General features: G+C 62.8%; 15 protein-coding genes. 11 read left to right on the top strand and 4 right to left on the bottom strand.

The features are described 5' to 3' along the window. The first annotated feature begins 100 nt into the window (after window positions 1-100). Together PD282_RS19115 and PD282_RS19110 are read left to right on the top strand one after the other, a co-directional pair. Window positions 101-3,421: an FAD-dependent oxidoreductase gene (locus tag PD282_RS19115; RefSeq protein ID WP_274652260.1), complete on the top strand. Its 3,321-nt coding sequence runs from the start codon at window positions 101-103 to the stop codon at window positions 3,419-3,421. 77 nt (window positions 3,422-3,498) lie between these two features. After that, a complete protein-coding gene (locus PD282_RS19110; RefSeq protein ID WP_274652258.1) occupies window positions 3,499-4,992 on the top strand; it encodes an FGGY-family carbohydrate kinase in 1,494 nt (497 codons plus the stop codon). Window positions 4,993-5,093: 101 nt separating this feature from the next. Here the strand turns inward: PD282_RS19110 and PD282_RS19105 are convergent, their stop codons facing one another. Continuing rightward, the gene (locus PD282_RS19105) at window positions 5,094-6,449 is read right to left on the bottom strand and encodes a sensor histidine kinase (protein ID WP_274652256.1); all 1,356 of its coding nucleotides are present in this window, start codon (window positions 6,447-6,449) and stop codon (window positions 5,094-5,096) included. Window positions 6,450-6,646: 197 nt separating this feature from the next. On the opposite strand from PD282_RS19105, the gene PD282_RS19100 reads away from it, so the two are divergent. Then, on the top strand, window positions 6,647-7,942 hold the full coding sequence (locus tag PD282_RS19100; RefSeq protein ID WP_274655322.1) for a DRTGG domain-containing protein: 1,296 nt from the start codon (window positions 6,647-6,649) through the stop codon (window positions 7,940-7,942). A gap of 43 nt (window positions 7,943-7,985) precedes the next feature. Here PD282_RS19100 and PD282_RS19095 read toward each other — a convergent pair whose 3' ends face one another. The 3 genes from PD282_RS19095 to PD282_RS19085 all read right to left on the bottom strand — a co-directional run bounded on the left by PD282_RS19095 (window position 7,986) and on the right by PD282_RS19085 (window position 9,218). Beyond that, on the bottom strand, window positions 7,986-8,282 hold the full coding sequence (locus PD282_RS19095; protein ID WP_274652254.1) for a YtpI family protein: 297 nt from the start codon (window positions 8,280-8,282) through the stop codon (window positions 7,986-7,988). A gap of 92 nt (window positions 8,283-8,374) precedes the next feature. Next, window positions 8,375-8,887: a sporulation membrane protein YtrI gene (locus PD282_RS19090; protein WP_274652253.1), complete on the bottom strand. Its 513-nt coding sequence runs from the start codon at window positions 8,885-8,887 to the stop codon at window positions 8,375-8,377. A 4-nt stretch (window positions 8,888-8,891) separates the two neighbouring features. Next, window positions 8,892-9,218 (bottom strand): YtrH family sporulation protein, encoded by a 327-nt coding sequence (locus PD282_RS19085; protein ID WP_274655321.1) that lies wholly within the window; start codon window positions 9,216-9,218, stop codon window positions 8,892-8,894. Between the two features lie 147 nt (window positions 9,219-9,365). Here PD282_RS19085 and PD282_RS19080 point away from each other — a divergent pair, with 147 nt between their 5' ends. The 8 genes from PD282_RS19080 to PD282_RS19045 all read left to right on the top strand — a co-directional run bounded on the left by PD282_RS19080 (window position 9,366) and on the right by PD282_RS19045 (window position 19,058). Beyond that, window positions 9,366-13,130: a DNA polymerase III subunit alpha gene (locus PD282_RS19080; protein WP_274652252.1), complete on the top strand. Its 3,765-nt coding sequence runs from the start codon at window positions 9,366-9,368 to the stop codon at window positions 13,128-13,130. A gap of 252 nt (window positions 13,131-13,382) precedes the next feature. Further along, window positions 13,383-13,871 carry a phosphatidylglycerophosphatase A family protein gene (locus PD282_RS19075; protein WP_274652249.1) on the top strand — a complete coding sequence of 163 codons (489 nt, stop codon included), beginning with the start codon at window positions 13,383-13,385 and terminating at the stop codon, window positions 13,869-13,871. A 198-nt stretch (window positions 13,872-14,069) separates the two neighbouring features. Then, window positions 14,070-14,270 carry a glutamate decarboxylase gene (locus PD282_RS19070; RefSeq protein WP_274652247.1) on the top strand — a complete coding sequence of 67 codons (201 nt, stop codon included), beginning with the start codon at window positions 14,070-14,072 and terminating at the stop codon, window positions 14,268-14,270. 31 nt (window positions 14,271-14,301) lie between these two features. Then, complete coding sequence (accD, locus tag PD282_RS19065) at window positions 14,302-15,174, top strand: acetyl-CoA carboxylase, carboxyltransferase subunit beta (protein WP_274652245.1); 873 nt, start codon at window positions 14,302-14,304, stop codon at window positions 15,172-15,174. Next, the gene (locus PD282_RS19060; protein WP_274652243.1) at window positions 15,164-16,213 is read left to right on the top strand and encodes an acetyl-CoA carboxylase carboxyltransferase subunit alpha; all 1,050 of its coding nucleotides are present in this window, start codon (window positions 15,164-15,166) and stop codon (window positions 16,211-16,213) included. Before accD ends, PD282_RS19060 begins: the two co-directional genes overlap by 11 nt. A gap of 63 nt (window positions 16,214-16,276) precedes the next feature. Then, window positions 16,277-18,031: a pyruvate kinase gene (gene pyk / locus PD282_RS19055; RefSeq protein ID WP_274652240.1), complete on the top strand. Its 1,755-nt coding sequence runs from the start codon at window positions 16,277-16,279 to the stop codon at window positions 18,029-18,031. A 126-nt stretch (window positions 18,032-18,157) separates the two neighbouring features. Then, window positions 18,158-18,673, top strand: a complete 516-nt coding sequence (locus PD282_RS19050) for an acyl-CoA thioesterase (RefSeq protein WP_274652238.1) — start codon at window positions 18,158-18,160, stop codon at window positions 18,671-18,673. Further along, entirely contained in the window at window positions 18,666-19,058 is a 393-nt protein-coding gene (locus PD282_RS19045) for an FxsA family protein (protein WP_274652236.1), read from the top strand. The genes PD282_RS19050 and PD282_RS19045 overlap by 8 nt, the downstream gene beginning before the upstream one ends. Window positions 19,059-19,086: the final 28 nt, after the last annotated feature.

Below are 19,086 nucleotides of genomic sequence, written 5' to 3'. Positions count from 1 at the left end.
AAAGCTGCGGTAAAAGACGTGATTGGCCGGTCGGCCGGAGCGGCAGGTCCGCGCTTGACCGGACGAATGTCCGCCGCAAGGAATGGGGAGGAATGATGGCATGAATCTTCAGATCGGCAAAGCGAACATTCCGGTGCTCGGCGAAGCCGATGCCGCCGTGCTCGGCGGGTCGCTTGCCGGCATCGCGTGCGCACTGGAACTGGCGAAAGGGGGAAAGCGCGTCTGGCTGGTCGAGCCGCGGACGTATATGGGCCGCGAGCTGACGGCGACGCTTCGCCCCTGGCTGGACGCGGCGGAGGAGACGCAGCCGCTGCCGGACCTGATCGCGCATCTTATTAACGAGCAGCGAGCCGCCGGTGAAGGGCTAAGCGCTTTCGCTGCCGGCAGCGGCCGTTTCACCGGCGAATATATCGCGCTGTACCCCGACCTGTTGAAGCGCGGTTTGGAAGACCGGCTCGAATCGGCCGGCGTCCGCTTTCTGTACGCTTCTCTCCCGGTTTCCATTGTGCTCCGCGAGGGGAAAGCCGCCGGCGTCGTGATCGCCAACAAATCCGGGAGGCAGCTGATCGACGCCCGGCTCATCGTCGACGCGACTGAAACGTCAATCGCGTGCACGCTGTGCGGCGAGGACGTTTCCCGCTTCGCGCCGGGAAGTACCGCCGTATACGCGCGGACGCTGGAGTTCGTCGATGCCGACCCGGAAGCGGGCTTACCGGGCGAAGGCGCGGCGGTGTCGGGCGGATACCGGAGGTTTGGCGTTCCGGCGGACATCGGCGTTTTGAATGACGAAGTCCGGCTGCGGCAGGGGTACAGAGGCGGCGGTCACCTGTATGCCGAGTATGCGCTGGAGCTGCCGGGCGCCAACAGCCTCGAAGCAAGCCGGGACCGCGAAATCGAGGCTCGCCGCCGCGGCATGAGGCTCGCCGTCCATCTGCTGCAGCGGGAGCCGGCGTTTCGCAAAGCGGTGCTTGCCTCATCCTCGCACGAGCTGGCAGGGCCTTATCCGCTTAGCGGACCGCGCACGGACCGGATCCCGCCGCTGCCGGAGCCGGCGGCCGCCGACGTACCGGGCGTGTATTCGCTGAACAAAGCTTTTTACCGTCTGGGCTGGGCCGCTCCGCAAGGTCCGGTCGGCGCCGCGGCGGCAGGCGAGCATGTCGGCAGGCTGCTGGCGGAAGCGTCGAGGCTGGAAGGGTTGAGCGCCGCAGACGGACCGCAGCCGCCGGAAAAAGGAGCGGCTGCCGGAGACCGTCTGCTGCGCGCCGAAACCGCCGAAAGCCCTCGAGCAAAGCCGGGGAAAAGCTTTGATACGGTCTGCCCGGCCGGAGCCGATGCCGCCTCTCACGACGACCAAGCGGTGATCCGCATCCCTTCGCCGGGTAGCGAAGAGACCGGTCCGCTTGCCGAGGTTCCGGCATCGGCGGTTCCGGTGCTGGCTTCCGTCGGCGTGCTGGTCGCGGGCGGCGGATCCAGCGGCGCTTGCGCATCGTACACGGCCGCGGGCGAAGGGGTCCGCACCGCTCTTGTCGACCTGAATCCGGGTCTCGGCGGAACGGGCACATTCGGCGGCGTCGACAGCTACTGGTTCGGACGCAAGGCCGGCTTCGCAGCCCGCATACAGGAAGCGGTGCTGGCGCTGCAGCGGGAGCTGCGTTACAAGGGGCACAAATGGAGCATCGAGGCGAAAATGCACGTCCTGCTCGAAAAGGCGGTAAACGGCGGCGTCGAGCTGATCCTGAACGCGGTTACCTTCGGCGTCGTCATGCAGGGCAGCCGTGCGAAAGGCGCGGTCGTCGCCACCTGCTGGGGGCCGAAGGCGGTACTGGCCGAGGCGGTCGTCGATGCGACCGGCGACGGCGATCTGGCGGCGTTCGCCGGAGCGGATTTCGTCTACGGCTCGGAGAAGGACCATACCGTAATGTGGTATTCGCTTGCGCAGTACACGTCTCCGGATAAAATCCAGAACAATTTTACGAGCATGGTTGACGTTTCGAATGCGCTCGATTACACGCGCGCCATCCTGGCCGGCCGCAGGCGCGGGACGAATACGCACGACCATGGCATCTATGTGGCGACCCGCGAAAGCCGCCATATCAAAGGCGACGTCGTGATGAAGCTGACCGACCAGCTGCTCCACCGCAAATGGCCGGACGTCATCAACGTCCATTTCAGCAATCACGACGTCAAGGGCGTCAGTGGCGCAGACTGGGTCAATATCGGCCTCATTCCGCCGAACCTCGAAATCGAGATCCCGTACCGGATGCTGCTTCCGCAAGGGCTGGACGGGATGCTCGTCGCGGGCAAAGCCGTTTCGGCGACGCACGATGCACTGCCGGCGATCCGTATGCAGGCGGACCTGGAAAATCTGGGCGCGGCGGCCGCATTGGCCGCCGTGCAGGCGGTCTGCACCGGTATGCCGCTGCGCGCCGTCGACCTGAAGCGGCTGCAGCGCCGGCTCGCAGCCGAAGGGCTGCTCGCGGAACGAACGGCCGAGCGGACGCTGCGGCCGATTCGATACCGCGACGGCGATTTGGAGCGGCTCGTCGAATCGATCGAAGCCGACAAGCCGTTATATGAGTATTCCAACATGCGGATGAACGAAGTTTACGAAGGGCCGATTCCGTTTGCCGAAATTTGCTCGGTCGGCCCGCGCATCGTGCCGTTTCTGGAACGGGCGCTTGGGCGTGCGGACGGCCTGCGCCGAATCCGCCTGGCGCAGGCGCTCGCCATGTTCGGCTCGAATGCGGGAGCGCCGGTTTTGATCGAGGCGATTTTGTCGGAGCTGAGCGGGACGGAGCTTCCGTCGCGCTCGGCGGAGATTATGTATGTGCAGCTGCCTCCCGATCACGGCGCGATGCCCGACGCGGCATACCTGCTGTACTCGCTCGCGCAGACGAAGGACCGGCGGAGCATTCCCGTCTGGGAACGCGTCGCCGGGCTGCTCAAGCCGGACGAAGACGATTTTAAAGATACCTGGAAAGGCATTTATTATTATATCGACGCGGTTTGCCAAGGCGCGGAACGGCTAGGAGACCCGGATGCGGTGCCGGCGCTGGAACGCCTTCACCGGATTCCATACTTGAACGGGCAGCAGTCGGGGCAGGGGTACCAGCAGGATTATTTCCTGGAGCGGCGGGCGATGCTCGAGCTTGCCATCGGCCGGGCGATGGCCGCCTGCGGCCGTCCGGAAGGCTTCGAAACACTGATCGGCTATTTGGCCGACGCGCGTTCGCTGCTTGCCAGGCAGGCGCTCCTGACGCTCCGGCGGCTGAGCGGCATGCCCTTCGGCAAAGACCCGGCTGCGTGGCGTGAATGGCTGGCATCCGCCGGGCCGGAACTGCAGCCCCGGCCTTTGGACATCCGTCTCGACCTGGAGACGAACAGCGAATCGCTTTTGCGGCAGGTGGAAGGAACGGATTAAATCGAAAGCCGGCCGCCGGATCGGGCGAAGCATTCTCGCAAATCCGGTTACCGGCGAAAGAAAGGATGAATACCGTCATGCTGCTTGCCATCGATATCGGCACGACGAATATTAAGGCGGGGCTTTTCCGCGAGGACGGCACCGCCGTATCGCAGGCCCAGCGGCCGAATGCGAAGACGAACGGACCGGAGGGGACGGTCGTTTACGACCCGCAGCGGCTGTGGGAAACGGCGGCCGCGTTAATCCGCGACGTCACCGCGGCCGCCGGCAGCCCGTCGGTCCGGGCCGTCGGGGTGACGAGCATGGCCGAAAGCGGGCTTCTGCTCGATCCCGTTAGCGGCGAAGCGCGGTCGCCGATTATGCCGTGGTTCGAGACTTGCTCGGCCCCGCATGCGGAAGCGGTGCGGGACGAAATCGACGCGCGCGAGCATTTTTGCCAAACCGGACTGCACGCTTCGTTTAAATTCGGGCTGCCTAAGCTGCTCTGGCTTCGCGAGCGGGAGTCGCATGCCTTTCGCGGCGCCGTATGGCTGTCCGTGTCCGCCTATATCGCCTATCGTCTGACCGGCCGGGTCGCCGAGGACGAAACGCTGGCCGCCCGCACGTTCGTGTACCGGATCGACAGCCGCGGCTGGAATGTGCCGCTGATCCGGCATTTCGGCCTTGCGCCGGAGCTGTTTCCGGACGTGGTGCCCGCGGGAGCCGTTGTCGGGACCGCTGCGGCGGCCGGCACGGAAACGCTCGGTCTGAACGCGGATACCGTCGTCTGCCTCGGCGGCCACGATCACATATGCGCTTCGCTCGCCTGCATGCTCGTGGAAGGGGAAGCGTATAACTCGATGGGAACCGCGGAGACGCTGGCCGGCACCTTTCCGCGGCGCCGGCTGGAGACGGCGGATTACGAATCCGGCTTGTCGTTCGGGCTCCATCCGGCGTCGGACCGGATGTTCTGGATGGGCGGGCACTCCTCGTCCGGCGGCTCCGTCGAATGGCTGCGCGAAACGATCGGAGACGGCAGCCTGAGTTACGAGGGGTTGATGGAGCTGCTCGAAGCGACCGAGCCCGGACCGACCGGCATCCTTTATTTTCCTTACTTGTCGGGCAGCGACGCCCCGCGGCTCCAGCCGTCGGCCAAAGCGGCGTTCGTCGGGCTGACGGGAAAGCACGGCAAAGGCGAACTGCTGAGAGCGGTGCTGGAAGGGAACGCTTTTCAGCTGGAGCTGATGCGGCGGAGCGCGCAGGGGGTTGCGGGCAGGCCGATCGAAGGGCTGAGCGTCGTCGGCGGCGGTACCCGCAACCGCGTCTGGCTGCAGATCAAAGCCGACGTGTCGGGTATTACGCTGACCGTACCCGATACGGCCGAGGCGGCCCTGCTTGGGGCGGCGCTGGCCGCCGGCGCCGGAGCCGGCGTCTTCGGCTCGCTGCGCGAAGCCTGCCATGCGGTACCGCGTCCGGGCGTCAGGCGCATCGTGCCGGATCCCGCCCGGCACAGCCGGTACGCCCGCCTGTACGAGCGCGGCTTCCTGGCTTTGCTGGAGCCGCTGACAGCTTATGACAACGACCGCTTATAAGGATAATCGCACCGAGGACGAACGCGTGAAAAAGGCGCCTTGCACCAGGCCGTGACGGCCGGAAGCGGGGCGCCTTTCATCATGGGTCCGACAGCCTCTCGTCAAGCGGGCTTGTCATGGATTTCGGGACGTACGGGCAGCTTGACGGTAAACACGACGCCGCGCTCCGGGTCCGATTCGGCCGAGACGGTGCCGCCGTAATGCAGGGCTCGCTCGCGGATATTGGCGAGCCCGAGGCCGGAATGCTCGCCCGATTTGGTCGTATACCCGGGCTTCCAAATGTTTTCCAGCTCGTCCTCGGTCAGCGTCCGCCCGCGGTTGGCGACGACGATGTGAAGCAGGGAGTGATCGGTGAACAGCTCCATCGTGACTTCGCGCTCGGCCGGATCGGCGATCGTCATCACTTCGTCGAACGCATTGTCGATCAGATTGCCGATCATGCGGACCAAATCGATATCGGTCACGGCGCCGAACGTATGCGCCGTATCGGAAATTTCGTACTGGAACCGGATGCCGCTCTGTTCGGCCGCGGCCGTTTTGGCCTGGAACAAGGCGGCAAGCGCCGGCGACGGCATATTGTCCATCGATTCGCTTACCGTTTTGATTTCCTGGACAACCTGCTCCATATAGCTGCGCAGCTGGTCGTACTTGCCGAGCCCGAGCAGGGAGTACATGACCTGAACGTGATTGATGAAATCGTGGCGCTGTCCGCGGATGGATGCAAACATGCGCAGCATATCGCCGATGTACGTCTCCTGCGCCGCTTGCACCGCTTCTTTGCGCGTGCGCGCGATTAAGTAAAAGACGTAGATGGCGATAATGATCGTAAAATAGATCGACAAATAGATAAAAATTTGATAAGACGAGCTATTTTCCGGCTGCGTAAACAAGTAACTGAACAGGATGGCCAGCAGGCAAAATTGGATGAAAAACAGCATCATCAAGGCAAAATACGAGCGCGAGCGAATATGGAGCAAAAAGTCGAACGCCCGTTTGGCCGGCGTCTTCCCGCTCTTTTGCATATAAGCCGTGACGAGGGCGAGCAGCGCGAGCGGCGGCCAGCATGCGGCGATTTTATCCCAAACCGAGCCTGCCATCATGCTGTCGTATCCGCCGAAGAAGAGCGCGCATAACGAAACCGTGCTTTCCAGCGTCAGGGCGACGAAATAGGCGAGCGACAGCAGCAGAAAACTTTTTTTGAGCTTGTACATGGGGAAAATGATCCCGATCAGAATGAAGTTCCCGGCAATCGAGTTGACGAAATATAGCCAATTCGGGAGAACGAACAGCATCCCGTCGACGTAAACGGAAAACAGCACCGCATAAACAAGCAGGCGGGGCAGAAAACGGTCCGGCTTTAACCCGAGCCACGCGCAGCTGAACCAAAGCACGAGCGCGGATTCCGGTATCGAGAACACAAACAGGATTTGAAGCTTTGCGATCAGTTCGGCGGTCATCTTGGCCTAGCTCCTTCAATCGTCGCAATTGTAAAACGAACCCTTCTTAGCGCCGATCTTCCCACGCGGTCAGACCTTCTATTCTACTTTACAATCTTTCTGCTAAAATGAAAATCACGAAACCATGTAAAAAAGGGGGACGCGCTTTGAACGCAGATGATCATGAAACGGCGGCGCTGACGAAGCACGAGCGGCTCATGCAATACATCGCCCAGCTGAAAATCGGAACGAAGCTGTCGGTACGGACGATGGCGGACGAGCTCGGCGTGAGCGAGGGAACGGCGTACAAAGCGATCAAGGAGGCGGAGGCGCTCGGCCTCGTCAGCACGAAGGAACGGATCGGGACGGTCCGGATCGAGCGCAAGCAGCGCGAGCAGCTGGACCGGCTGACGTTCGCGGAGGTGACCGACATCGTCGAAGGCGAGCTGTTCGGCGGCGCGGACGGGCTGGGCAAAACGCTGCATAAATTCGTCATCGGCGCGATGGAGCTGGACGCGATGGTGCGCTACATCGATGCGGGCAGCCTGCTGATCGTCGGCAACCGCGAAGGGGCCCACCGGTGCGCGCTCGAGCAGGGGGCGGGGGTGCTCATTACGGGTGGCTTCGGCACGAGCGCCGACGTGAAGCGGCTGGCGGACGAGCGCGGCCTGCCGATAATCTCGTCCCGGCACGATACGTTTACGGTTGCGACGATGATCAACCGGGCGATGTTCGACCGGCTGATCAAGCAGAAAATTATGCTGGTCGAGGATATCGTGACGTACAGCAGACCGGTGGAGACGATGCGCCTCGGCGAGACGGCCGCCGATTTCCGCAAGCTTTCGATGCGTACGGGCGGCACCCGCTTTCCGGTGCTTGACGAGCGCGGACGGGTCGTCGGCATGATGACCGCCAAAGACGCGGACGGCGAGCCGGACGGGCAGCCGGTGGAGCGGCTGATGACGCGCCGGCCGATTACGGCGGCCCCGAATATTCCGATCGCGTCGGCGGCGCATACGATGGCGGCCGAAGGCATCGACCTGCTGCCGATCGTCGACAAGAACCGCAAGCTGCTCGCGGCGATCAGCCGGGGCGAAGTGCTCGAAGCGCTCCGCTACGCCGGCAAGCGGCAGGAGTCGGGCGAAACGTTCGAGGATTTGATTGCCGCCGGCTTCGGGAAAAGGCAGGATACGGAGGGCGCGGCCTGGATATACCGGGGGAAAATCACGCCGCAGATGTCCGGCACGCTCGGCACGATTTCCGAAGGCGTCATGGTGACGCTGATGACGCAGGCGGCGAGAGGGCTGATCCGCGAGCTCGGCAAGCGGGACCACGTGATCGAAAGCCTGACGACCTATTTCGTAAGGCCGCTGCAGCTGGAAAGCGAAATGTCGGTCGTACCGAAGCTGTTGGAAATGAGCCGCAGAAGCGCGAAGCTCGAAGTCGAGCTGGCCGATGCCAGCGGTCTGGCCGCCAAGGCGATGCTGACCGTTCAGCTGATCGACCCGTTTTAGGGCGAAACCCGCGACGGCCGGACGGCGAGCCACCGGGCGGGCGCTACATTTTCATCGAGCGGTAAACGCTGTGATTGCGCAGCCCCGCAAACAGGTTGAACAGCCCGAGCACGATAAACAGCGCGCCGACGATGACCTTCAGCGTCGAACCGCTGTACGCGAGCATGAAGAAGAGGGCGATGAGCACGAGCATGAAGCCCATGCAGATGTTCATCCGGGCGGCGTTCAGGCCGCGCAGGCGCGCGTCGGACAACCGGCGGGATTTGAAGCTGAAATAGACCGACCCGACCGAAAGCAGGCAGATCAGAATGAGCAGCACCCAGTGCAGCGCGGTAACCATGGACGTTCAAGCAGCTCCTTTGCGATGTGCATTGTTCAAGTTCAGCAACATTGTACCACGAATGAAGACGAGCCGCGAATAATAACGGGGGTTCATCCGGGCGGCGGTTCCTTTTCTTTTGCCGTAAACCAGACCCGCAGCACGTTATCCGCAACCAGCATCGTCTTGATTTCCACCGCGTATTCTTTATCCTGCACCGTATATTCCTTGCGTGCCAGCAGCAGCCGGGCGAGCTTGGCGTCCGAGTCGATATCGTAAATGCTGCGGCCGATCAGGACGCCGAGCTCCTTGCGGATGGTCGCCCGCAGGATGCTTTTCGTCAATTCGTTCATCCCCGCATTCCGTCCGCCGCCGGTCCGGCTTTCCTCCATAATGGGCAAAATGCTTTTAATAATCGTATGCTGGTTTTTAAACTGGTTCAGCTTTTCCAGATCGTTCTCGGACTGGATCAGCCGTTCCTCCAGCTCGAGATTCGTGGTGCGCAGCGCGTTAAAGTTCATGAAAAAGATGGAATGATACACAAGCGCCCCGATCAGAGCGCCGACGATGAGCAGAGCCGTGCCCTGCGACAGCCGGGCGTACCGTTCGAACTGCGGCACCCGCATCGCCTTACGCCGCCCCTCGGCACAGCCAGCGGATCAGCTCGGTGCCTATATGCGCGCCGAGAAAGGCGCACAGCATGAGGGCGACCTGCACCGCGACGGGGTACAAATGACCCTCGATAATGTTGCTTTCGATGACGCGCAGCGGATCGATGGAGCCGCCGACGGCCGCGACCAATGCCCATATTTTCAGCTGCGACGCGGTTTGCAGCATGACGGCCGCGGGCGGCAGCAGGAAGAAGACCGAGCCGATGCCGGCCAGCATCGAGCCGCCGAACACGACGCCGAAGGCGATGAAGAAATCGAGAGCCGCCCTGGATACATAGGAATCGATGGCATTCATTTTCGAGTAGCACCCGCCTGACGATCGGATTGGAGCAGACGCTCGTCCCCTCCTGTTCCATTGTATGGGCGGAGGGCGATTCATTATGATAAACTAGTAGAAAAAGCATGCATCGACCGAAAGAAGGAAGGTCTATCCATGAGCGGCGGAACCGAATTCGTGCACCTGCACGTCCACAGCGAATACAGCCTGCTCGACGGCGCGGCGCGCATCCGCGATTTGACGGCCCGGGCGGCGGAGCTCGGGATGAAGGCGCTGGCGCTGACCGATCACGGCGTCATGTACGGCGCGATTCCGTTTTATAAAGCGTGCCGGGAGCGGGGAATCAAGCCGATTATCGGCTGCGAGGTTTATTTGACGACCGGTTCGCGCTTTGACAAAGGCCCGCGCCGGGACAGCCCGATCTATCATCTGATTCTGCTTGCCAAAAACGAGGCCGGCTACCGGAACCTGATGCGGCTGTGTACAATCGGCCATCTGGAGGGCTTTCATTATAAACCGCGCATCGATCTCGAAGCGCTGGCGGAGCACTCGGAGGGGCTCGTCTGCCTGAGCTCGTGCCTGAAGGGCGAAATATCGCAGCACCTGCTGCACGAACGGACGGAAGCGGCGCGCGCTTCGGCGATGCGCTACCGCTCGATTTTCGGCGGGGACTTCTATCTGGAGCTCCAGGATCACGGGATGCTCGACCAGAAGAAGGTCGCGCAGGGGATGGTCGCTTTGTCCCGTGAAACGGGCATCCCGCTTGCGGCAACGAACGACGTGCATTATTTGCGCCCGGAGGACGCCGCCATGCAGGATGTGCTCATCTGCATCGGCACCGGCAAAACAACCGAGGACGAAGGCCGGATGAAAATGCTGACCGACCAATTGTACCTGAAGTCCGGAGACGAAATGGCGGGCTTGTTTCGCCATGCGCCGGAGGCGGTCGCAAATACGGCGGAAATCGCGGACAAATGCGAGCTGGAGCTGACGTTCGGCCGCGCCCTGCTGCCGAAATTCGGCCCGATCCCAAGCGGCATGGAGTCGACCGGCTATTTGGAAGCGCTGTGCCGGGAAGGGCTTGAAGCCCGGTACGCGGGAAAGCCGGAATGGTCCGAGGGATCGGAATTCCGCCGTCTGGCGGAGGAACGGCTCGCTTACGAGCTGGGCGTGATCGAGACAATGGGTTTCAGCGATTATTTTCTGATCGTGTGGGATTTTATCCGCTTCGCGCATGAGCAGGGCATCCGGACCGGCCCCGGGCGGGGCTCCTCGGCGGGCAGCCTGGTCGCGTATACGCTGCGGATCACCGACGTCGATCCGCTCAAATACAAGCTGCTGTTCGAGCGCTTCCTCAATCCGGAGCGGGTGACGATGCCCGATATCGACATCGATTTTAACGACGAGCGGCGCGACGAGGTGATCGCGTACGTCTCGGCCAAATACGGCGAGGAGCATGTCGCCCAAATTATCACGTTCGGCACGATGGCGGCGCGCGCGGCCGTGCGCGACGTCGGCCGTGCGATGGCGGTGCCGTTCGCGGAGGTCGACCGCGCCGCCAAGCTCGTGCCGCATCAGCTCGGCATCACGCTGGAAGGCGCGCTTGCCGGCAGCGCCGAGCTGCGCGAGACGGCGGAGCGGCAGCCGAAGACGCGCGCGATGCTCGAGATGGCGGCCAAGGTCGAGGGCATGCCGCGGCACGCCTCGACCCACGCAGCCGGCGTCGTCATTTCCGGAGAGCCGCTGACGCATTACGTGCCGCTGCAGGCGGGGACGGAACGGACGCCGCTGACGCAGTATTCCATGGAGCATCTGGAGGCGGTCGGCCTCCTGAAGATGGATTTTCTCGGGCTGCGCACGCTGTCGATCCTGGAACGGACGCTGTCGTGGATCAAGCGCCAGCAGGGAATTACGGTCGATTTCCGACATATTTCGGATGACGATCCGGCTACGTATGAGATGCTCGGAAGAGGGGATACAACCGGTATTTTCCAGCTGGAATCGGCCGGCATGCGCCGCGTGCTGCGCGAGCTGAAGCCGACGCAGTTCGAGGATATCGTCTCGGTTGTGGCGCTGTACCGGCCGGGTCCGATGGAGTTTATCCCCAATTTCATCCGGTACAAGCACGGGATCGAAAAGGTGGAGTATCCGCATCCTTCGCTGGAGCCGATTTTGTCCGATACGTACGGCATCATCGTCTACCAGGAGCAGATCATGCAGATCGCGTCGCAGATGGCCGGCTTTTCGCTCGGGGAAGCGGACCTGCTGCGCCGCGCCGTCTCCAAGAAGAAGCGCGAGGTGCTGGACGAAGAGCGGGCGCATTTCGTGGCGGGAAGTCTGAAAATGGGTTATTCGCGGGAGGAAGCGGACCGCGTTTACGATATGATCGTGCGGTTCGCCGACTACGGCTTTCCGCGCGCGCATGCGGCGGCTTACGGCGTGCTGGCGTTCCAGACGGCTTGGCTGAAGGCGAACCATCCCGTGCCGTTCATGGCCGCGATGCTCGCGTCGGTGACGGGGAATCAGCGCAAGACGGCCGAATACGTCGACGAATGCCGGCGCATGGGCATCGAGGTGCTGCCCCCGGACGTGAACGAGAGCGGTGTGACGTTTACGCCCGTTAACGCTGCGGTCCGCTTCGGGCTGGCCGCCATCAAGAACGTCGGCACGCAGGCGATCGAATCGCTGCAGAAGGAGCGCGCCGAGCGGCCCTTCGACAGCCTGCTCGACCTGTGCCGGCGCGTCGACCTGCGCGTCGTTAACAAGCGGGTGCTCGAATCGCTCGTGCTGGCAGGCGCCTGCGACGCGTTCGGCGCGCATCGCGCGCAGCTGGTCGCCGCGCTGGACGAGACCGTCGAGGCGGCGGCGAAATGGCGCAAGGAGCGCGAGGAGCTGCAAATCGAGCTGTTCGGCTTCGACGAGGTGCAGAACTGGGACGTCGAGCTGCCGGACGTGCAGCCGTTCACGACGGGGCAGCTGCTTGCGCTGGAGCGGGAGCTGCTCGGCCTCTATTTGTCCGGGCATCCGCTGGACGATTTCGAGGCGGAGCTTGCGCAGCTGCCGCTCGACCGGCTCGTCGACCTGGCGGAAGCGCCGGAGGGCGGACCGGCCGTCGTGGCCGGCATGATCGTCGGCGCGAAGCCGCTGACGACGCGCAAAGGCCAGGCGATGGCGTTTCTCGAGCTGGAGGATCGTATCCTGCGCGTCGAGGCGGTCGCGTTCCCGTCCGTCTGGAAGCGGCACGCGGACGCGCTCGCGCCCGGCGGCCTCGCCGTCGTGCTGGCGACGGTGCAGCATCAGGACGACGATTACAAGCTGATCGTCGACGACGTCGTCCCGCTCGCCGGCGGAAGCCGGGCCGGGCTGGCGGATCAGGTCCGGCGGCTGGAGCGCCAGGCGCGCGCCAGAGCGGGGCGCGCCGCGGCTGCCGCCGGCTCCGCCGGAGCGCGGCCGGCGCCGGAGCGCGGGCTGCCGCCGGACGCCGCCGTACGCGCTCCGGCAGGCGGGGCGGCGCCCGGCGCGCGGCCCGTCGAAGCCGCCGCCGGCGCGCTCTCGGCCGGCGGCGGGCAGCCGCAGCCGCTCCGCGGCGGCCGCCGCGCGGAAGCGGCGCAGCAGGCGCCGGCCGCGCCCGGCCGCGCCGCCGCGCCGCCGCGCCCGGGCCGGGCGTCTGCGGGCGTCGAGAGCGGACGCCGCCGCCAGCGCGTCTACGTCAAGATCGCCGCCGGCCGCGAATCGCCGGAGGCGCTCGAGCGGCTGAAGGAGCTGCTCGCCGGAAGCGCCGGTCCGCTGGAGACGGTGCTGTTCTACGAAGGCCGCCAGCAGACGGTCGCGCTGAGCGATGCGTTTCGCGTCAAGCCGTCGCCGCGGCTGATCGCCGAAATCGAAGCGATCTTCGGCAAAGGCGCGGCCGTCGTCAAATAAACGCCGCCATAACACGATCGATTAGGCCGCCGCAGCGGCGGCCAAAATAAAATATGCACATGTTCCCCGTTGTCCGCATACATTTAGGAAACACGGGGCTGACAACCGCCGGACCGCCCGGAGACGGACGGCGGGAGCCCTCATTTTCGCCGCTCGAACGGAATGTCCGGCCAGCTGGTCCTTTATGGCTTTTGTATAAAGCATCAAAAGGCCGCCGCGTTTCGTACAAGCCGATGCGAAAGGGGTGAAGAGGTGTCTCTGGATGTGGAACAATGGCTGCTAAGACGCGGCGTATCGACAAGCGACGTGGCGGAAATCGTCTATTCGCTGCAGCGTCCCTATAATCCGGATCTGACGGTCGAGGAATGCAATGACAGCGTGCTGGCCGTACTCGGCAAGCGTGAGGTCCAATACGTGCTGTTCACGGGCATCGCCCTCGACGAGCTGGCCGAACGCAAAGAGCTGCCGCAGCCGCTTCAGGCGATCATGGAAGCGGACGAATCGCTGTACGGCGTCGACGAGACGCTGGCGCTCGGCATTACGAACGTCTACGGCATGATCGGGCTTACCAGCTTCGGTTATTTGGACAAAGTCAAGCCCGGAATCATCCGCAAGCTGAACGAGAAAGGCAAGCATGTGCACGTGTTCCTCGACGATCTGGTCGCCGGCCTTGCGGCGGCGGCGTCGGCGAGGATCGCCCACCAGGATCCGAAGGCGAACCGCTACGGCTGCTCCGGCTGACCGCTTGCGAAACGCCGGACGCCGAGCCGAATGCGGGACCCGTCCCGCCCGGCCCGGCGTCTGGCGTTGCGGTCAAAAAGGGATTTATGGTATCATGATGACATCATATGCCTAGTTGCCGTGAGTTTGCCTGACGCCGGACGGACATGAGCGCCGGCGCCCGGATTAACGTTGTCAGATGCTCGGGAGGTTCCATTCATGTGGACGGTCATATATATCGCACCTACGGCAAAAATCGCGGAGACCATCAGAAACAGGCTGACGCAGGAAGGTTTTCTCGTCAAAATCCGCCCGATTAACGTTTCCAAGCAGCAGTATGAGATTTTGGTTCCGTCCGGCGAATTGGAAGAAGTGCAGGAAGTGCTGAACAACATTTTGAATTCGCAGCGATCCTATTGAAAACTACTGCGCCACCAAAGAGGTGTCTTTCGTGTTCAAGGACTTATTTCATAAAAAGAAATACGCGACGATTCCTTCCGGGCAGCCTCGTCCGAAGCCGGACATTCCCGAAGGCCTGATGTCGAAATGCCCGAAATGCGGCAATATTCAATTCAGCAAGGAAATCGAGAAAAATTTGAAGGTTTGTCCGGAGTGCGGCCATCATTTCCGGCTGAACGCGCGGGAGCGGATCGCGCTTACGCTCGACGACGGCAAACTGATCGAATACGACGCCGAGATGGAGTCGGAAGACCCGCTCGGCTTTCCTGATTATGCGGCCAAGCTGGAGCGCCAGAAGAAGGCGCTCAATATGCGCGACGCGGTCGTGACGGGCGAAGGGACGATCGGCGGTTTTCCGGTTGTCGTCGCCGTCATGAGCTTCGATTTTTTCGCGGGAAGCATGGGGTCGGTCGTCGGGGAGAAAATTACGCGCGCGATCGAACAAGCCCACGCCAAAAAGCTTCCGATGATCATCTTCTCGACCTCGGGCGGCGCGCGGATGCAGGAAAGCATTCTCAGCCTGATGCAGATGGCCAAAACGAGCGCTGCGCTCGCTCATTTCCAGGGCGGCGGCGGTTTGTTCATCTCCGTGCTGACCGATCCGACGACCGGCGGCGTTTCCGCCAGCTTTGCGATGCTTGGCGACTACAATCTGGCCGAGCCCGGGGCGCTGGTCGGCTTTGCCGGGCGCGTCGTGATCGAGCAGACGATCCGCCAGAAGCTGCCGGACAATTTCCAGACCGCGGAGTTCAATCTCCAGCACGGCCAGCTCGACAAGGTCGTGCACCGCAAGGAATTGAAGGCCATGCTGGCCAAGCTGCTCGACATGCACGCCGTAAAGGGGGAGGTTACGTATGGCGGTTGATCTGCCGTTCGAAAAGCCGCTCAGCGAGCTGCGCAAAAAGATCGACGAGCTTCGCAAGCTCGGCCAGGAATCCGGGATCGATTTTTCCGAGGAAATCGCCCGTTTGGAGGAACGGTGCAGGAAGCTCCAGGACGATTTGTACAGCGAGCTGACGCCGGCGCAGAAAATGCATCTGGCGCGCCATCACCAGCGTCCGACCACGCTCGATTACATTCAGGCGATTTTCACCGATTTCATCGAACTGCACGGCGACCGCCTGTTTGCCGACGATCTGGCGATCGTGGGCGGACTGGCCAAGCTGAACGGGCTTCCGGTGACGGTGATCGGCCATCAGCGGGGAAAGGATACGAAGGACAACATCGCCCGTTTCTTCGGCAGCCCGCATCCGGAAGGCTTCCGCAAAGCACTTCGGCTTATGCAGCAGGCGAACAAATTCGGCCGCCCGATCGTGACGTTCATCGATACGAAGGGCGCTTATCCCGGCAACACGGCGGAGGAACGCGGCATATCCGAATCGATCGCCCGCAACCTGCGGGAAATGGCGACGTTCGGCGTGCCGATCGTCTGCGTCGTGATCGGCGAGGGCGGCAGCGGCGGAGCGCTGGCGCTTGGCGTCGGCAACCGCGTGCTGATGCTGGAGAACGCGATTTATTCCGCCATTTCGCCGAACGGCGCCGCCTCGATATTGTGGAAGGACGCCTCCCGCGCCGACGAAGCGGCGGCGGTCATGAAAATTACGGCGGCCGACATGGTCGAGTTCGGCATCGTGGAGGAGATCGTGCCGGAGCCGCAGGGCGGCGCGCACCGCGATTTGGCCGCGCAGGCGGAGACGATGAAGGAAGCGATCCGCCGCCATATCGGCGAGCTGTCGAAGCTGACGCCGGGGGAGCTGATCCGGGACCGCTACGACAAATTCCGCCGCATCGGCCGCATCCGCGAGCCGGAGCGTCCTCGGGAGCTGCCTGCCGAGCGGCAGGAGGAAGGCCCGCAGCCCCAGCAACTTTCCGATACGCCCGAATCCGCCGAGGCGCAAGTCTAGCGGGTTCGTGTTATAAATAATCAGGCTTTAGCCGAAGCAGCAGACGGAGGATGGAGAAGAACCATGCGCAAAACAAAAATTGTATGTACGATCGGTCCTTCCAGCGAGTCGCTGGAAAACACCAAGAAACTGATTAACGCCGGCATGAATGTCGCGCGCCTTAACTTTTCCCACGGCGATTTCGAGGAGCATGGCAACCGGATCAAAAACATCCGTCAAGCCTGCGGAGAGCTCGGCAAAACGGTTGCGATCCTGCTGGATACGAAAGGCCCGGAGATCCGCCTCGGCAAGCTGAAGGAAGAGCCGATCGAGCTCGTGCAGGGCGAAACAATCGCGATTACGACTGAGGATATATTGGGAGACCGCTATCGGATTCCGGTCACGTATTCCAACCTGCCGGCGGACGTCAAAGTCGGCTCGACGATCCTGATCGACGACGGCCTGATCGGGCTGACGGTCGAAGAGGTGCAGGGCACCGAGATCATCTGCCGCATCGTCAACAGCGGCCCGATCAAGAGCAAGAAAGGCGTCAACGTGCCTGGCGTTCATATCTCGCTCCCGGGCATAACGGAGAAGGATGCCGGCGACATCGTATTCGGCATTGAGCAGGGAATTGATTTCGTCGCCGCTTCGTTCGTCCGCAAGGCAAGCGACGTGCTCGAAATCCGCGAGCTGCTGGAGCGGCACGGCGCGGGTCATATCCAGATCATTTCCAAAATTGAAAACCAGCAGGGCGTGGACAATCTCGATGAAATTCTCGAGGTTTCCGACGGCCTGATGGTTGCGCGCGGCGACCTCGGCGTCGAAATTCCGGCCGAGGAAGTGCCGCTCGTGCAGAAAATGATGATTCAGAAATGCAACCGCGCCGGCAAACCGGTCATTACGGCGACGCAAATGCTCGATTCGATGCAGCGCAATCCGCGCCCGACGCGCGCCGAGGCAAGCGACGTGGCGAACGCGATTTTCGACGGGACGGACGCCATCATGCTGTCCGGCGAAACGGCGGCGGGCAAATATCCGGTGGAGTCGGTGATGACGATGTCCCGGATCGCCGAGCGGGCCGAAGCTGCGCTCGAATACCGCGAAATGTTCACGAAGCAGGCGAACGCGCAGCAGACGACCGTGACCGAGGCGATCAGCCAGGCGGTCGCCAACTCCGCGCTCGACTTGAACGCGAAAGCGATCATTACGTCGACGGAAAGCGGCTATACGGCGCGGATGGTTTCGAAGTACCGCCCGAAATCGCCGGTTATTGCCGTGACGCCGGTCGAGCAGGTGATGCGCCGCCTTGCGCTCGTCTGGGGCGTTATTCCGGTGAAAGGGACGCCGGCGGAAACGACGGACGACGTATTCGAAATCGCCGTGCGCGGCGGCATCGACTCCGGAATCGTCAAGCTTGGCGATACGGTCATCATTACGGCCGGCGTGCCGGTCGGCCGTTCCGGCTCGACGAACCTGATGAAAATCCATACGATCGGCGAGCTGATTGCCAAAGGCCAGGGGATCGGCACGCAGAGCGCGACGGGCAAGGTCGTCGTCGCCCGCAGCCCGCAGGAAGCGGCCGCCAAGATGACGGAAGGCGCGATTCTCGTCACCGTTTCAACGGACAAGGAGTACATGCCCGCGATCGAGAAAGCGTCCGCGGTCATTACCGAGCAGGGCGGCGTAACGAGTCACGCGGCCATCGTGGCGCTTAACCTCGGCATCCCGGTCATTCTCGGCGTTCAACAGGCGCTCGAGCTGCTGCACGACGGCATGGAAGTGACGGTGTACGCGGAGATCGGCGTCATCTATTCGGGTCAGGCGAAGGTGCTTTAAGCCGGAAGGCGGCGCGCCTCATCTATAAAGCAGACGAAAGCGATGGCGCTGACAGCGCCGTCGCTTTTGGTTTAATCGAAGGAAGCCTAAGGCGGCGATACGATAAACGTTCGGGAGGTGTCGGCGATGTCGACAGAAACGGGAACGCCCATCTGGCATCTGCATCCGCTGCGGGTCAGGTACCAGGAGACCGATCAAATGGGCGTTGTGTACTACGCCAATTATTTGACCTGGTTCGAGATCGGGCGGACGGAATTCGTCCGTCATTTCGGTACGACGTACAGGGAAATCGAAGCGAAGGGGCTGCTGCTGCCGGTCGTCGGCGCAGAGTGCAGCTATCTCTCTCCCGCGCGCTACGACGACCGGGTCGCGGTTTGTACCGCCATTGAGGAATGCTCGCCGGTACGGCTCGCTTTTCGCTTTGAAGTGAGGCGGATTGAAGAGGATGGGCCGCTGCCGGACGTTTGGAACGGCCAGGAGCCGCCCGGCGATCTGCTGGTCCGCGGCGGAACGCGCCACGTGTGGGTGAACGGGGACTGGCGTCCGTCGCGGCTGGATAAAGGCTTTCCGGAGCTGTACCGGCTGCTGCGGGCGGCCGCCGAAGGCCGGGACGGGCGGCTGGAGGGCGCCGCTGATGCTTAAATGGCTCGTGGCGGCTATTATCGTCGTTCCCGCCCTCGAGCTGTGGGGAATCGTGCAGATGGGCCGTTGGATCGGCGGCTGGGCGACATTCGGGTTGATCCTGCTCACCGGTGTTGCCGGCGCCCAGTTGGCCCGGCTGGAAGGGCGCAAGGCGTGGTTCGAGGTGCAGCGCCAGCTGCAATCCGGACTCCCTCCGGGCAGGGCGATGCTCGACGGCTTGTGCGTGCTGATCGGCGGGCTGCTCCTGATGCTGCCGGGCTTTTTCTCGGATATCCTGGGAGCGACGCTGCTGCTTCCGCTGACGCGGCCGTTTTACCGTTCGGTCATGTTCCGCTGGCTGGAGAAGAAAATGCGGGACGGGAGCTTCACCATCCGGCGCCGTTAACTTAGCGGAGCCAAACGGAAAAAGCGGC

Origin of the sequence: Paenibacillus humicola (assembly GCF_028826105.1) — a bacterium.
Lineage (GTDB): Bacteria > Bacillota > Bacilli > Paenibacillales > Paenibacillaceae > Paenibacillus_Z > Paenibacillus_Z humicola.
This window is presented reverse-complemented; position numbering and strand designations above follow the sequence as displayed.

Bases quoted from the DNA above. Each gene is read 5' to 3' on its own strand.
- PD282_RS19095 (WP_274652254.1), bottom strand. From the start codon at position 8,282: ATGGTTACCGCGCTGCACTGGGTGCTGCTCATTCTGATCTGCCTGCTT.
- PD282_RS19080 (WP_274652252.1), top strand. From the start codon at position 9,366: ATGAGCGGCGGAACCGAATTCGTGCACCTGCACGTCCACAGCGAATAC.
- PD282_RS19115 (WP_274652260.1), top strand. From the start codon at position 101: ATGAATCTTCAGATCGGCAAAGCGAACATTCCGGTGCTCGGCGAAGCC.
- PD282_RS19100 (WP_274655322.1), top strand. From the start codon at position 6,647: ATGCAATACATCGCCCAGCTGAAAATCGGAACGAAGCTGTCGGTACGG.
- PD282_RS19050 (WP_274652238.1), top strand. From the start codon at position 18,158: ATGTCGACAGAAACGGGAACGCCCATCTGGCATCTGCATCCGCTGCGG.
- PD282_RS19045 (WP_274652236.1), top strand. From the start codon at position 18,666: ATGCTTAAATGGCTCGTGGCGGCTATTATCGTCGTTCCCGCCCTCGAG.
- PD282_RS19060 (WP_274652243.1), top strand. From the start codon at position 15,164: ATGGCGGTTGATCTGCCGTTCGAAAAGCCGCTCAGCGAGCTGCGCAAA.
- PD282_RS19105 (WP_274652256.1), bottom strand. From the start codon at position 6,449: ATGACCGCCGAACTGATCGCAAAGCTTCAAATCCTGTTTGTGTTCTCG.
- PD282_RS19110 (WP_274652258.1), top strand. From the start codon at position 3,499: ATGCTGCTTGCCATCGATATCGGCACGACGAATATTAAGGCGGGGCTT.
- pyk (WP_274652240.1), top strand. From the start codon at position 16,277: ATGCGCAAAACAAAAATTGTATGTACGATCGGTCCTTCCAGCGAGTCG.
- PD282_RS19090 (WP_274652253.1), bottom strand. From the start codon at position 8,887: ATGCGGGTGCCGCAGTTCGAACGGTACGCCCGGCTGTCGCAGGGCACG.
- PD282_RS19070 (WP_274652247.1), top strand. From the start codon at position 14,070: ATGTGGACGGTCATATATATCGCACCTACGGCAAAAATCGCGGAGACC.